A 12,649-nucleotide genomic window follows, 5' to 3' on the forward strand; every position below is an offset into this window, starting at 1 on the left:
CCGCCGCGTCAAGTCGTTCGGCACGAGTTTCTGAGAGCGCTCTCTGTCCCGGCGCCCTCGCGACCGTGGATCCCTGCGCGGCCCGGCACCCGGATCGGGCGTGATGCCTCCGAGTCATATTCATGCCGCAGAGTCATCGCGCCGAACGGCGGTACGGGTGTCAGCGCAGACGCCGTCCGCACCGTCGAGCCAGGGACCGATCAGCCGGCGAGCCGGGACCGTCAGCCGGCGAGCCGGTCGGCCGCCGCCGCGACCCGCTCGTCGGTCGCGGTGAGCGCCACCCGGACGTGCCGGTTGCCGGTCGGGCCGTAGAACTCGCCCGGGGCGACCAGGATGCCCCGCTCGGCGAACCAGTCGACGGTGGTCCAGCAGTCCTCGTCCCGGCTGGCCCAGAGGTAGAGCCCGGCGCCGGAGTGCTCGATCACGAAGCCGGCCTTGGCCAGCGCGTCCCGCAGGACGTCCCGGCGGGCCGCGTACCGGGCCCGCTGCTCGGTCACGTGTGCCTCGTCACCCAGCGCCGCCACCATCGCCGCCTGCACCGGCGCCGGCACGATCATGCCCGCGTGTTTGCGCACGGCGAGCAGCCTGCCGACCAGCGCCCGGTCCCCGGCCACGAAGCCGGCCCGGTAACCGGCCAGGTTCGAGCGCTTGGAGAGGGAGTGCACGGCGAGCAGCCCCGAGTAGTCACCGTCGGAGACGGCCGGGGAGAGTACCGAGGTCGGCGTCTCCTCCCAGCCCAGCGACAGGTAGCACTCGTCGCTCGCCACCACCGCGCCGCGCTCGCGGGCCCAGTCGACGGTCTTGCGCAGGTGCGCCGGGGGCAGCACCCGACCGGTCGGGTTGGACGGCGAGTTGACCCAGACGAGCCGTACCCGGGAGGTCGGCCCGACGGCGGTCAGCGAGTCGGCCCGGACCACCTCGGCCCCGGCGAGCCGCGCGCCCACCTCGTAGGTGGGGTAGCAGACCCGCGGGATGACCACCACGTCGCCGGGCCCCAGCCCGAGCAGGGTGGGCAGCCAGGCGACCAGCTCCTTGGAGCCGATCGTCGGCAGCACCCCGACGCCGTCCCGGTCCGCCCCGCACTCCCGGGCGACCCATGCGGCCAGGGCCGTACGCAGGGCGGGCGAGCCCGCGGTCAGCGGATAGCCGGGCGCGTCCGAGGCCGCCGCCAGGGCGTCCCGGATCAGCGCCGGCACCGGGTCGACCGGCGTACCCACGGAGAGATCGACGATCCCGTCCGGGTGCCGCCCGGCCCGGGCCTTGGCCGGTTCGAGCAGGTCCCAGGGAAAGTCGGGCAGGTCGGCAACGCGACCCGACGAGGCGCTCCCGGACGCCGAGGCGCCGCTCAGTGCTCGCCCCGGGGCGGCTGCGCCGCGATGAACGGGGTGTCCTTCTCCACCTTGCCGATCTTGGAGGCACCGCCCGGCGAACCGAGGTCCTCGAAGAACTCGTAGTTCGCGGTGGTGTAGTCCTTCCACTGCTCCGGCACGTCGTCCTCGTAGAAGATCGCTTCCACCGGGCAGACCGGCTCACAGGCCCCGCAGTCGACACACTCGTCCGGGTGGATGTAGAGCATCCGGTTGCCCTCGTAGATGCAGTCGACCGGGCACTCCTCGATGCATGCCTTGTCGAGCACATCCACGCACGGCTCGGCGATGATGTAGGTCACCGATCTTCTCCTCCGCAAGCCACGCCGCGATCGACCGCGACGCTAAGAGCCTAGTATGTCGCCGGGGAGGGGGTCGATCGTGCTCCGGCGGCAGGATGTGGGACATCGAATAGTGGTCCGGCGTGTCGTCGGGTCCACCGGCGGTCGCACCCTCTTCTCGGACGCCCTGGGCGAGCTCGTCGACCTGACCGAGACCCACCTGGTGCTCGCCACCGCGACCGGCCCGCTGCGGGTCCCGCTGGCCGAGGTGCACCGCGCCAAGCGGGTGCCGCCGGCCCGCCGCCCGAGCGCCACCGCGGTCGTCGCGCTGGAACGCGCCGCCGACGAGGCCTGGCCCGCCCCGGTACGGGACCGGCTCGGCGACTGGCTGCTGCGCGCCGCCGACGGGTGGACCGGCCGGGCGAACTCCGCCCTGCCCATCGGCGACCCGGACCGCCCGCTGGACGACGCGATCGACGCGGTCCGGCGCTGGTACGCCGACCGGGGTCAACCAGCGCTGGTGAACGTCCCGCTCCCGTTGGCCGCGCCGGTCGGTGCCGCGCTCGACGAACGCGGCTGGGGTGCCCGCCCGCTGGTGCTGGTGCAGACCGCCCCGGTGGCGGCGATCCTGGACGCCGCGCCGGCCCGCCCGGAGCTGCCCCCGGTGGAGCTCACCCGCGCCCCCTCGGCCGCCTGGCTCGCCCTGGCGGCCGGCCGCAAGGCGAAGCAGGCGCGGCGGCGCGGCGACGCCGTGGCCGGACCGACGGTGGAACCCGATGCCGGGGCCGAGCCGCCGGCGGCCGCGCGCCACCTGCTCACCGCCGTGCCGCAGGTCCGCTTCGCGCACGTGTACGCCGACACCCCGGAGCCGGCGGGGCGGGAGCTGGTCGCCGCGGCCCGGGGCACGGTGACCGGCGGCGGGCGCTGGCTGGGGCTGGGCCTGGTGGAGGTGGTGCCACCGGCCCGCCGCCGCGGGCTCGCCCGGCACGTCGTCCGGGCCCTCGCGCAGTGGGCCGCCGAGCTGGGCGCGACGCACGCCTTCCTCCAGGTCGAGGAACGCAACTTTGGCGCGGTCGAGCTCTACCGGGGGTTGGGCTTCACCACCCACCACACCTACCAGACCCGCACCGAGCCACCGGCCGGTACGGCCTGACGCCGCCGGGCGCGGGCCACGGGTCAGCGACGTACCACCCGGCGCGGCTTCGACTGCTTGATCTCGGCGTAGCGCTTGAGCGACTGCGACCGGTAGTCCCAGCCGAGCGCGGTCAGCAGCAGATAGCCCAGGACGACGCCGCCGCCGGTGAACCCGGCGTAGAGCCAGATCTGCGAGAAGAACGCCCCGGCCCCGTCCGCGAACGGGTAGCTGCCGCTGACCACCGGTCCCAGGAAGATCGTCAGCACCATCGCGATCAGCACGGCGAGCGCCATCTCCCCGCCCCAGTCCGGCAGCGGCCGGCGCCGTCCCCAGACGAACGCGAGCGTCGCCAGGATCACCGCGATCAGCGCGAACATCGCCAACGACAGCCGGTCCTGCATCTCCGGGTCGTCGCCGAAGGCGAACCGGGAGACCAGCCGTGCCGCCACGTTGATCGCGAACAGCGCGCCCGCGAGCACCCCGACCGGCAGCCAACGATCCTTCATCGCACGTCCCTTCTCCAGTAGGAACTCCGCCACCGCGGCCGTTTCTGACCCAGATTTCTACCACTGCCGGCTGAGTGGATCCATGGGTCGACGTGCGCGGCGGAGGTGCGGAGAAGGATACGTCCGGTTCAGGTCTGCCGGGGGGCGATGATCAACCGGAACGCCATCACGGCGAAGGCGACCGAGCCGGCGAAGATCATCGCCAGTCCGACCCAGTTGTCGGCCGCGATCAGCACGTCACCCTCGCCGGTGCCCCCGGAGGCGACCACCATCAGCGCGAACCAGGCCACGGCAGGCAGCGCGAGCGCCCAGCGGCGCCCCACCGCATGGTTGGCGAACCGGCTCAGCGCCACGTTCGCCACCACCGCCAGCAGCACCGACACCCCCACCGGTACGCCGCCGACCCGCACCATCGACAGCAGCAGCTCCAGGGCGGCGGTGACCACGGCGGCGGCCACCGCGACCACGCCGCCGAGGATCCGCAGCGCGAGGTCCAGCGCCCGCACCACCGCCGTCGGCGGGCTGGGCTGCTCCGGGCCGGAGCTCACCTCCGGTGGTACGGACACGGGCGGGCTCGGCAGGGTCACCGCGCGCCCGCCTCCGCGGGCGCACCTGTCGCGGAGGACGGGAAGGGGGTCACGCCGACGTCCTGTCGGCCGGTGCCGGGGGCCTCGCCGGGCGATACCGGCAGCCCGGCGAAGAGGTCGTCCTCCCACCGGTGCGGGCCGGAGCCGGGGCCCCGCTCCCCGACGGCCAGGGTGTAGTACTCGACCCCCATGAACTCCCCGCCGAAGTTGCTGGCGATGGAGTAGAGCCAGGAGTTCTCCGGAATCTGGGTCGCGTGCGCCCGCATCGCCGCCTCCTTGGCGACGTGCTGGTCGGTGGCGTCAATCCGGGCCGCGATCTCCTCGTCCGGCGTGCCGAAGGGCAGCTCGTCGGGCTGCTCGGTGCCGGCGAACGGGTTGTCGGCGGCGTCGGCGAACGCGGCCAGCCCGGCCTCCAGCACGCTCTTCGGCAGTGCCGTCCAGTAGATCTTGGCTGGCCCGAATCCCTCGGCGGCGGCCAGTTCGGCGGCCCGCATCGCCACCCGGTGCGCCTGGACGTGGTCGGGGTGCCCGTAGAACCCGTTCGGGTCGTAGGTGACCAGCACCTGTGGCCGAACCTCACGCATGATCTCGACCAGGTGGCCGGCCGCCTCGTCGAGGTCCGCCTGCCAGAAGGCCCGGGGGTGCCCGTTGGTGGGCAGGCCCATCATGCCCGAGTCGCGGTACCGGCCGGCCCCACCCAGGAACCGGTGGTCGGTCACCCCGAGCGCCGCGCAGGCGGTGGCGAGTTCCGTGATCCGGTAGCCGCCGAGCTGGTCGGCCTCGGTCGCCGCGAGCCGGGCCAGCGCCGGGACGTGGATCTCGCCCTCCTCGCCGAGCGTGCAGGTCACCAGGGTGACGCCGGCCCCGTCCGCCGCGTAGTGCGCCATCGTCGCGCCGGTGCCGATCGCCTCGTCGTCCGGATGCGCGTGCACCAGCAGCAGCCGTCGGGCCGGCGGTGTCTCGGTCGGGTCACCCGGCGCGGTCGGATTCGTCACCCGGGCCACTTTACGCGCGCGGATCCGACCGCCCTGCTCAGGGAGTTAGTCAATGCATCCGGAGGGTGATCAGACCGATACACGTCACCCGCACGGACGCGATGGCCGGCTCGGCCACATGACGGAACCGGCCGATCTACGATCACGATGTGGACTACCCGGAGTTGGCCGCCCGTACCCGCCGCTTCAGCTGCGGCGCGCCTCGGGCGGTGACGGTGGCCAACGACGGTTCCCGGGTGGTCTTCCTGCGTTCCGGCGGTCCCACCGACCAGGCGGACGCCCTCTGGCTGCTCGACGTCGCGTCCGGCACCGAGCGCCTGGTCGCCGACCCCGCCGTACTGCTCCACCCGGACGGCGGACCCGGGCCGACGACGCCGGCCGGGGCGCGCCCGGACGCCGGCGACGAGCTGGCCGGCGAGCCCGCCGCCGCGGCCGAGCCGAGTCCGACGGAACGGGCGCTGCGCGAGCGGCTCCGGTTGAGCGCCGCCGGCATCGGCGGGTACGCGACCGACCCGGGCGCGCGGGTCGCCGTCTTCACCCTCGCCGGGCGCCTCTTCCGGGCGGACCTCGTCCACGGCGACGTGGTCGAGGTGGCGGTCTCCGGTCCGGTGGTGGATCCCCGCCCGGACCCGACCGGCCAGCGGATCGGCTACGTCACGGACACGGCCGACGGTGCCGGCCGGTTGCGGGTGGTCGACCACGACGGCACCGACAGCCTGCTCGCCGGCGAGGACGCCGGGGTGACCTGGGGCCTGGCCGAGTTCGTGGCCGCCGAGGAGTTCGGCCGGTTCCGCGGCTACTGGTGGTCGCCGGACGGGCGATCCATCCTCGCCGCCCGGGTCGACGAGTCCCGGCTGGCCCGCTGGCACCTGCACGACCCGGGCGACCCGGAGAGCCGGCCGCGCTCGGTGGCCTACCCGCGCAGCGGCGGCCCGAACGCCGAGGTCAGCCTGCACCTGCTGGACCTCGACGGCGGCTGGGTCGACGTGCACTGGGACCGGGAGACCTATCCCTACGTGGTGTCGGTGGACTGGGCCGAGACCGGCCCGCTGATCACCGTGCTGCGCCGCCTGCAACAGCACGGTCTGGTCCTCGCCGTCGACCCGCGTACCGGGGAGACCCAGGTGCACGCCGAACTCGCCGACCCGCGCTGGGTCGACCCGGTCGGCGGCACGCCACGGCACCTGCCCGACGGCCGGGTGCTGGTCGGCGGTGAACTCGCCCACGACGGCTACGACGCCCGCTGCCTCTTCGCCGACGGCACCCTGCTGACCCCGCCGACGCTCTACGTACGCCGGGTGGCCGGCTGGCTGCCGCACCGCAACGGCAGCCCGGACCTGCTGGTGGAGGGGAGCGACGGGGAACCGAGCCAGCAGCACCTGTTCCGGGTCCGTACCGCGATCGGGGTCGGCGGGATCGACGCCCGCCGGCTGACCACCGACCCCGGCTGGCACAGCGGCGTGGTCGGCGGCGACGTGCTGGTGGTGCACTCCCGGTCGCTCGACCACCCGGGCGGCCGGTGGACGGTCTGGCAGGACGACCGGGAGGTGGCGACCCTGCGGAACCTGGCCGCCACCCCGCCGTACGCGCCGCGCCCGGCGCTCGAACGGGTCACCGACCGCCGGCTGCCGGCCGCGGTGCTCTACCCCGGCAACCACGTGGCGGGCCGCCGGCTGCCGGTGCTGCTCGACGTCTACGGCGGCCCGGGTCACCAGGAGGTGCTGGCCGCCCGGTCGGCGTGGCTGGAGCGGCAGTGGTGGGCCGACGCCGGGCTCGCGGTGGTCACCATCGACAACCGGGGTACGCCGGGCGTCGCGCCGTCGTTCGAGAAGGTTGTCCACCGGCGTCTGGCCGACGTGATCCTGGCCGACCAGGTGGACGCGCTCACCGCGCTGGCCGGCAAGCACCCCGATCTCGACCTCGGCCGGGTCGCGATCCGGGGCTGGTCGTTCGGTGGCTGGCTGGCGGCGCTCGCCGTGCTGCGCCGGCCCGAGCTGTTCCGCTGCGCCATCGCCGGGGCGCCGGTCACCGACTGGACCCTCTACGACACCGCCTACACCGAGCGCTATCTCGGGATGCCCGCCGAGAGTCCGGAGATCTACGCGCACCATTCGCTGCTGGAGCTGGCCCGGGAACCCGTCCGCGACCCCGAGGAGGCCCGGCCGATCCTGCTGGTGCACGGCCTGGCCGACGACAACGTGGTGGCCGCGCACACCCTGCGGCTCTCCGCCGAGCTGCTGGGCACCGGCCGCCCGCACTCGGTCATCCCGCTGACCGGCGCCACCCACCTGGCCGCCGGCGGCGCCGCCGAGCGACTGCTCCGGCTCGAACTCGACTTCCTGCACCGCCACCTCTAGCGGTACGGCCGACCGGGGCGTCGATCGACCGGGTGCGGGGCGGCCGGTCGGCGCAGGCGGTGTGCGGCCGATGGGGCCGTCGGACGTAGCGCCGACGACTCTCACCTCAGGCCGGTGCCTGCTTCGGCGGCAGGGTGAGAATGTCGGCCCCGTCGTCGGTGATGGCGATCGTGTGCTCACTGTGGGCCGTCCGGCATCCTGTCGCGCTCCGGAGCGTCCAGCCGTCGGCGTCGGTGACGAGCTCGGCGGTGTCGGCCATGACCCATGGCTCCAGTGCCAGCAGTAGCCCGGGGCGCAGCCGGTATCCGCGACCGGGCCGCCCCGTGTTCGAGACGTGCGGGTCCTGGTGCATCGTCGATCCGACGCCATGACCGCCGAACTCGGTGTTGATCGGATATCCCGCCTCGCTGAGGACCGCGCCGATGGCATGGGAGATGTCACCGATGCGGGCCCCGGGTCCGGCCGCGGCTATTCCCGCGCTCAGGGCGCGCTCGGTCGCGTTGATCATCGCGACGCTCTCCGCGGGCTTCGAGTCGCCCACGATGAAGCTGATGGCGGAGTCAGCGACAACGCCGCCCTTGGCGACGGCGAGGTCGAGCGAGAGCAGGTCGCCGTTGGCGAGCGGGTAGTCGTACGGCAGTCCGTGCAGCACGGCGTCGTTGACGGAGGTGCAGATGTAGTGGCCGAACGGCCCGCGCCCGAAGGGTGGCTCGTAGTCGACGTAGCAGGACTGCGCCCCGGCCTCGGTGATCATGCTCTGCGCCCACGAGTCGATGTCGAGGAGGTTCGTGCCGACCGTGCTACGGCTCTTCAGTGTCTGCAGCATGCCGGCGACGAGGGCGCCGGCGTCCTTCGCGTGGAGCAGTTGGGTGGGGTTCAGAATCTCGATCATGCGGCTCCTCACTCGGGCAGCCAATAAGTATCCCGGCCATATTATCCCGGTACTAGAATCGGAGCATGGTCAGGCTGCCGCTCACTCCCGCAGAGGTCGAGCGCGGACAGCGCCTCGGCGCCCTCCTGCGTCGCGCCAGGGGGGAGCGGTCGATGCTCGGTACCGCGCTGGCCGCAGGCGTCTCGCCGGAGACCCTTCGGAAGATCGAGTCCGGTCGGGTGGCCACGCCCGCCTTCCCGACCATCGCCGCGATCGCCGACGTCCTCGGCCTCTCCCTCGACACGGTGTGGTCGGAGATCAACCAGTCGGACGGCCGGGTCGTACTCGCAGGATCGGGTCGCGACGCGGGCGAGCGGTTGGCCTCGTAGGCCCCGACCCGCAGCGCCGTCGCAGTACATGCAGCGGTACGCCGAGGGCCGGCCCCACCGCGCGGGTGGGACCGGCCCCTGAGCGCCGGGAACGCTATGGCTTGACGTACGCGTTGTAGAAGACGGCCGAACCGAACTGCTCGGAGATGAGCACCCCGCCCACCTTGGCACCGGTCACCAGGAACGAGTTGTCCTGGTAGATCGGCACGACCGGGGCGTACTTCTCCATGATCATCTGGTCGACCTTGGCCCACTCCGGACCCGCCTCGCCGGCCGGCAGGTTGCTCACCCGGTCGATCTCGGCGTTCACGTCGTCGGCGTTGAAGTACGACACGTTGGAGTTGCCCTGCGGGCCGAGCTTGCGGCCGTCCCACAGCACCGGGATCGTCGACACCGCACTGGGCCAGTCCGCCGCCCAGTTGCTCAGGTAGATGTCGTACGGGTTGCCCCGGGTCCGGGCGGTCGGGTTGTGCCGGGCCTGCTCGACGTACTGCACGGTCACGTCGAAGCCGGCCCGCTCCAGGCTCTGCTCGACGATCGGCGCGGTCTGCTGGCCGAAGGCCGTGTTCCGGGACATGAAGACCAGCTTGACCTTCTGGCCGCCGAGCAGCTCCTTGGCCTTCTCCGGGTTGCCGTTCGGGCCGCCGTCGTACGGATTGGGGTAGTCGGTCTGCCCGATGGTGGTGTCGGCGAGCAGGGTGTGGGTCAGCTTGCCGGACGCCTGACCGCCCTGCGTCGCGAGCACGCCCTGCTTGTCGAGCGCGTACGCGATGGCCTGACGGACCTTGACGTCCTTGATCCGGTCGTTGTTGATGCTCAGGTACCAGACGGACGGTGCCGGCTTCTGCAGCACCCGCGCACCCAGCGAGGTGTCGGCCTGCACCTGGTTGACCAGTGACTGCGGGACCTCGTCCCAGGCCACCGCCGCCGCGTCCGCACCCTGCCCGGCGAGCGCCCGCTCGGTCGCGGCCTGGTCGTCCGGCCCGATCTCGACCTCGATGTTGTCCGGGTAGGCGTGCCGCAGCGGGTCGGTATTCGGGTCCCAGTTCGGGTTCCGTTCCAACACCAACCGGCTGTCCTTGACGTACTCCTTGATCTTGTACGGGCCGGAGGAGACCACCCGTCGGTCGTACTCGGTCTTCGTGTCCTGGGCCTTTGGCACCGGCACCGAGGTCGGCAGCGACAGCGCGAACGGCAGGTCGCAGTGCGGCTTGGCGAAGTTGAAGACCAGGGTGCGGTCGTCGGCGACCGTCAGCCCGGGGACGGTGTCGGTGCCCGAGGTGTAGGGACCCTTGTAGCTGGTGTTGTACACCGGGTTGTCGGCCAGCCACTCCTGGATGTACGTCGGACCGCCGTCGATGCTCTCCTCGAACGAGCGGGCGATCCCGTACGCCACGTCGGCCGCCTTGATGGGCGTGCCGTCCTCGAACTTGACGCCCTCCTTCAACCGGTATTCCCAGGTCTTGCAGTCTTTGTTGACGTCCTTGCCGGTGTCCTCGGCGAGGTCGCCGACGAGCAGCACGTTCCCCTTGCCGTCGTCCTTGAAGACGGTCAGCGTGCGCACGAACATCAGCTGGATCGCCATGCCGAAGAAGGTGTAGGTGCGCTGCGGGTCGAGGTGTTCGAAGTCGGACTCCATGATCGCCTTCAGGGTGCCGCCGGGCTTCGCTCCGGACACCTCCGCCGCCGGCCCCTGGGAGTCCTTCGGGTCGGTCGCGATCGAGCTGGTGAACTGCTTCCCGCGGCTGTCGGAGTCATCGGTGTCACCGGTGTTCTCCGAACAGGCGGTCAGGGCGCTGGTCGCGAGCAAGAGCATGGCGCTCGTCGCGGCCACCGCGAACCTGGGTCGCATAGGAATTCCTCCTGGTCTGGTTCCCGCAGGTGCTTCGGCCGTGTTGAAGGAAATATTCACGCATGGGAGCACGAAGGTAAGTTCGTGGCAGTAACGATGGGGCAACGGTTCCCCGGCCGGCGGCAATCAGGGCGTCCACCCGGCCGGCGTCGCTCATCCGAGCCGCACCCGGGGGTCGACCACCGCGTACAGGAGGTCGACCAGGACGTTCGCCGCCACCACGAAGACGGCGGCGAGCAGCACCGTCGCCATCACGATCGGCATGTCCAGGTGCAGTGCCGCGTTCAGCGCCGTCCGGCCGAGCCCGGTGAACCCGAAGACCGTCTCCGTGATCACCGTACCGCCGAGGTAGGCCCCCAGATCCAACCCGGCGATCGTGATGATCGGGGTGATCGCCGCCCGGAGCGCGTGCCGCCCGTACACCGTGACCTTCGGCAGCCCCTTGGCCCGCGCGGTCCGGACGAAGTCCTCGGAGAGCGTCTCCAGCATCTGCGCGCGGGACAGCCGGGCGTAGGTCGAGGAGTTGAGGAAGCCGAGCGCGATCCAGGGCAGGATCATCGCGGACGCCCACCCCAGCGGGTTCTCGGTGAGCGGGGTGTAGCGCGGATAGTCGAGCAGCCCGGTCTCGTAGACCAGGCCGATCAGCAACAGCGGCCCGAGGAGCAGGATCGGCATGGAGGCGCCCACCAGCGACGTGCCGACCGCGAGCTTGTCGAAGACCGTGCCCCGGCGCAGCGCCGAGAGCATGCCGATCGAGACTCCCAGCAGCAGCCAGACGATCGCCGCCCCGGAGACGATGCTCAGCGTCACCGGCAGGGTACGGCCGACGATGCCGGTCACCGGTTCGTCGTTGCGGAACGAGAAGCCCAGGCAGGGCGCCGGGCAGTCCCGGGCCGTCTCGCCGGAGCCGATCGTCCGGCCCACGACGATGCCCCGCATGAAGTCGCCGTACTGCGTGAGGATCGGCTTGTCCAGCCCCATCCGGCGCTCGATCATCTCGATCCGCTCCGGACTGCAGACGTTCTTGCTGTCACCGCACATCAGCTCGGCCGGGTTGTTCGGCACCACGAAGAACAGCCCGAAGGTCACCACGCTGACCGCGAACAGCGTGCTGAGGGCGAGCAGCACCTTCTTGACCAGGAACCGCAGCATGGCCGCCCCTACCTGTTCGACTTCGGGTCGAGCGCGTCGCGCAGCGAGTCGCCGAAGAGGTTGAACGCCAGCACCAGCAGGAACAGGGTGGTGCCGCCCAGGATCGTGAAGCTGGGTACGTCCCGCAGATAGCGCACGCTGTCGTTGAGCAACCGCCCGAGATCGGGGGTCGGCTCCAGCACGCCGATACCGAGGAACGACAGCGCCGCCTCCGCCGTGATCAGCGCCGGTACGTTGAGCGAGAAGGTCACCAGGATCGGTGCCCACAGGTTCGGCAGCAGTTCGCGGAAGAGCATGTGCCCGAACCCGGCCCCGGAGGCGCGGGCCGCGTCCACGAACTCCCGCTCCCGCATCGAGAGCACCTGACCACGAACCAGCCGGGCGGAGATGGTCCAGTTGAACAGCACGAAGATCAGCACCAGCAGCGACGGGCGGAACCAGGGGGACACCTCGTCGCGCGGGCCGTAGAACTGGCTCACCGCCAGCGGTACGAACGCGAAACAGAAGATGTAGAACGGGAAGGCCAGCGCCAGGTCGATCACCCAGGTGATCGCCGCGTCGACCCAGCCGCCGACGTACCCGGCGACGATGCCGATCACCACGCCGAGCGCGATGGTCAGGACGGCCGCGGTGAACGCGATCATCAACGAGGTACGCAGGCCGTAGACGATCTGGATGAAGATGTCCCGGCCGATCCCCGGCTGGATGCCGAACCAGTGCTCGCCGCTCACCCCCGCGTAGCCGAGCGGGAAACCGTTGCGGTCCAGCCGCTCCGGGAACCGCTCCTGCGGGCCCTTGCCGTAGAGCCGGGCCACCAGGGGCGCGGCCACCGCCAGCAGGATGAAGAAGACCAGCACGCCACCGCTGACCATGGCCACCTTGTCGCGGCGCAGCCGCAGCCAGGCGAGCTGACCCGGAGACCGGCCGACGAACTCCGTCGGATCAACCCCCGGCACCGTCCCGGCGGGCGGCGGGTCGATCCCGGCCGCCGCGACGACCCCCACCTGCTGCTCACTCACTGTGGAGCCTCCGTTCGCGACTGCGGGGCTCGCAAACCCGGCTCACTCCTCGCACTCACTGTGGAGCCTCCGTTCGCGACTGCGGGGCTCGCAAACCCGGCTCACTCCTCGCACTCACTGTGGAGCCTCCGTTCGCGA

12 protein-coding genes are annotated in these 12,649 nt (G+C 71.9%); 3 read left to right on the forward strand and 9 right to left on the reverse strand.

Going from position 1 to position 12,649, the window contains the following annotated elements:
* Nucleotides 1-221: 221 nt before the first annotated feature.
* Both dapC and fdxA read right to left on the reverse strand, forming a co-directional pair.
* Entirely contained in the window at nt 222-1,349 is a 1,128-nt protein-coding gene (gene dapC, locus ACQEUR_RS14650; protein ID WP_433031011.1) for a succinyldiaminopimelate transaminase, read from the reverse strand.
* Nucleotides 1,346-1,669 carry a ferredoxin gene (gene fdxA, locus ACQEUR_RS14655; RefSeq protein ID WP_421396921.1) on the reverse strand — a complete coding sequence of 108 codons (324 nt, stop codon included), beginning with the start codon at nt 1,667-1,669 and terminating at the stop codon, nt 1,346-1,348. Before fdxA ends, dapC begins: the two co-directional genes overlap by 4 nt.
* Nucleotides 1,670-1,748: 79 nt before the next feature.
* Here fdxA and ACQEUR_RS14660 point away from each other — a divergent pair, with 79 nt between their 5' ends.
* Nucleotides 1,749-2,801, forward strand: coding sequence for a GNAT family N-acetyltransferase (locus ACQEUR_RS14660; RefSeq protein ID WP_433030483.1), 1,053 nt, complete (start codon nt 1,749-1,751; stop codon nt 2,799-2,801).
* 23 nt (nt 2,802-2,824) lie between these two features.
* On the opposite strand, the gene ACQEUR_RS14665 is transcribed toward ACQEUR_RS14660, so the two are convergent.
* The 3 genes from ACQEUR_RS14665 to mshB form a co-directional block, all read right to left on the reverse strand.
* Entirely contained in the window at nt 2,825-3,289 is a 465-nt protein-coding gene (locus tag ACQEUR_RS14665) for a hypothetical protein (RefSeq protein WP_433030485.1), read from the reverse strand.
* 128 nt (nt 3,290-3,417) lie between these two features.
* Nucleotides 3,418-3,855 (reverse strand): hypothetical protein, encoded by a 438-nt coding sequence (locus ACQEUR_RS14670; protein WP_433030487.1) that lies wholly within the window; start codon nt 3,853-3,855, stop codon nt 3,418-3,420.
* Nucleotides 3,856-3,872: 17 nt separating this feature from the next.
* Nucleotides 3,873-4,871, reverse strand: coding sequence for an N-acetyl-1-D-myo-inositol-2-amino-2-deoxy-alpha-D-glucopyranoside deacetylase (gene mshB, locus ACQEUR_RS14675; protein ID WP_433030489.1), 999 nt, complete (start codon nt 4,869-4,871; stop codon nt 3,873-3,875).
* A gap of 149 nt (nt 4,872-5,020) precedes the next feature.
* Here mshB and ACQEUR_RS14680 point away from each other — a divergent pair, with 149 nt between their 5' ends.
* Nucleotides 5,021-7,228: a prolyl oligopeptidase family serine peptidase gene (locus tag ACQEUR_RS14680; RefSeq protein ID WP_433030491.1), complete on the forward strand. Its 2,208-nt coding sequence runs from the start codon at nt 5,021-5,023 to the stop codon at nt 7,226-7,228.
* A gap of 106 nt (nt 7,229-7,334) precedes the next feature.
* Here the strand turns inward: ACQEUR_RS14680 and map are convergent, their stop codons facing one another.
* Nucleotides 7,335-8,120, reverse strand: a complete 786-nt coding sequence (gene map / locus ACQEUR_RS14685; protein ID WP_433030493.1) for a type I methionyl aminopeptidase — start codon at nt 8,118-8,120, stop codon at nt 7,335-7,337.
* Between the two features lie 65 nt (nt 8,121-8,185).
* Between map and ACQEUR_RS14690 the strand changes: the two genes are divergently transcribed.
* Nucleotides 8,186-8,488 carry a helix-turn-helix transcriptional regulator gene (locus ACQEUR_RS14690; protein WP_433030495.1) on the forward strand — a complete coding sequence of 101 codons (303 nt, stop codon included), beginning with the start codon at nt 8,186-8,188 and terminating at the stop codon, nt 8,486-8,488.
* Nucleotides 8,489-8,582: 94 nt separating this feature from the next.
* Here ACQEUR_RS14690 and ACQEUR_RS14695 read toward each other — a convergent pair whose 3' ends face one another.
* The 3 genes from ACQEUR_RS14695 to ACQEUR_RS14705 all read right to left on the reverse strand — a co-directional run bounded on the left by ACQEUR_RS14695 (nt 8,583) and on the right by ACQEUR_RS14705 (nt 12,511).
* Nucleotides 8,583-10,340 (reverse strand): ABC transporter substrate-binding protein, encoded by a 1,758-nt coding sequence (locus ACQEUR_RS14695; protein WP_433030497.1) that lies wholly within the window; start codon nt 10,338-10,340, stop codon nt 8,583-8,585.
* A gap of 153 nt (nt 10,341-10,493) precedes the next feature.
* A complete protein-coding gene (locus ACQEUR_RS14700) occupies nt 10,494-11,492 on the reverse strand; it encodes an ABC transporter permease (RefSeq protein ID WP_433030499.1) in 999 nt (332 codons plus the stop codon).
* An 8-nt stretch (nt 11,493-11,500) separates the two neighbouring features.
* Nucleotides 11,501-12,511: an ABC transporter permease gene (locus tag ACQEUR_RS14705; RefSeq protein ID WP_433030501.1), complete on the reverse strand. Its 1,011-nt coding sequence runs from the start codon at nt 12,509-12,511 to the stop codon at nt 11,501-11,503.
* Nucleotides 12,512-12,649 lie beyond the last annotated feature (138 nt).

Origin of the sequence: Plantactinospora sp. CA-290183, from assembly GCF_050936375.1 — a bacterium.
Taxonomy (GTDB): Bacteria; Actinomycetota; Actinomycetes; order Mycobacteriales; family Micromonosporaceae; genus Plantactinospora.

Excerpts from the sequence above, each read along its gene's own strand:
- ACQEUR_RS14665 (WP_433030485.1), bottom strand. The coding sequence starts at position 3,289 with ATGAAGGATCGTTGGCTGCCGGTCGGGGTGCTCGCGGGCGCGCTGTTC.
- map (WP_433030493.1), bottom strand. The coding sequence starts at position 8,120 with ATGATCGAGATTCTGAACCCCACCCAACTGCTCCACGCGAAGGACGCC.
- ACQEUR_RS14690 (WP_433030495.1), top strand. The coding sequence starts at position 8,186 with ATGGTCAGGCTGCCGCTCACTCCCGCAGAGGTCGAGCGCGGACAGCGC.
- ACQEUR_RS14695 (WP_433030497.1), bottom strand. The coding sequence starts at position 10,340 with ATGCGACCCAGGTTCGCGGTGGCCGCGACGAGCGCCATGCTCTTGCTC.
- ACQEUR_RS14700 (WP_433030499.1), bottom strand. The coding sequence starts at position 11,492 with ATGCTGCGGTTCCTGGTCAAGAAGGTGCTGCTCGCCCTCAGCACGCTG.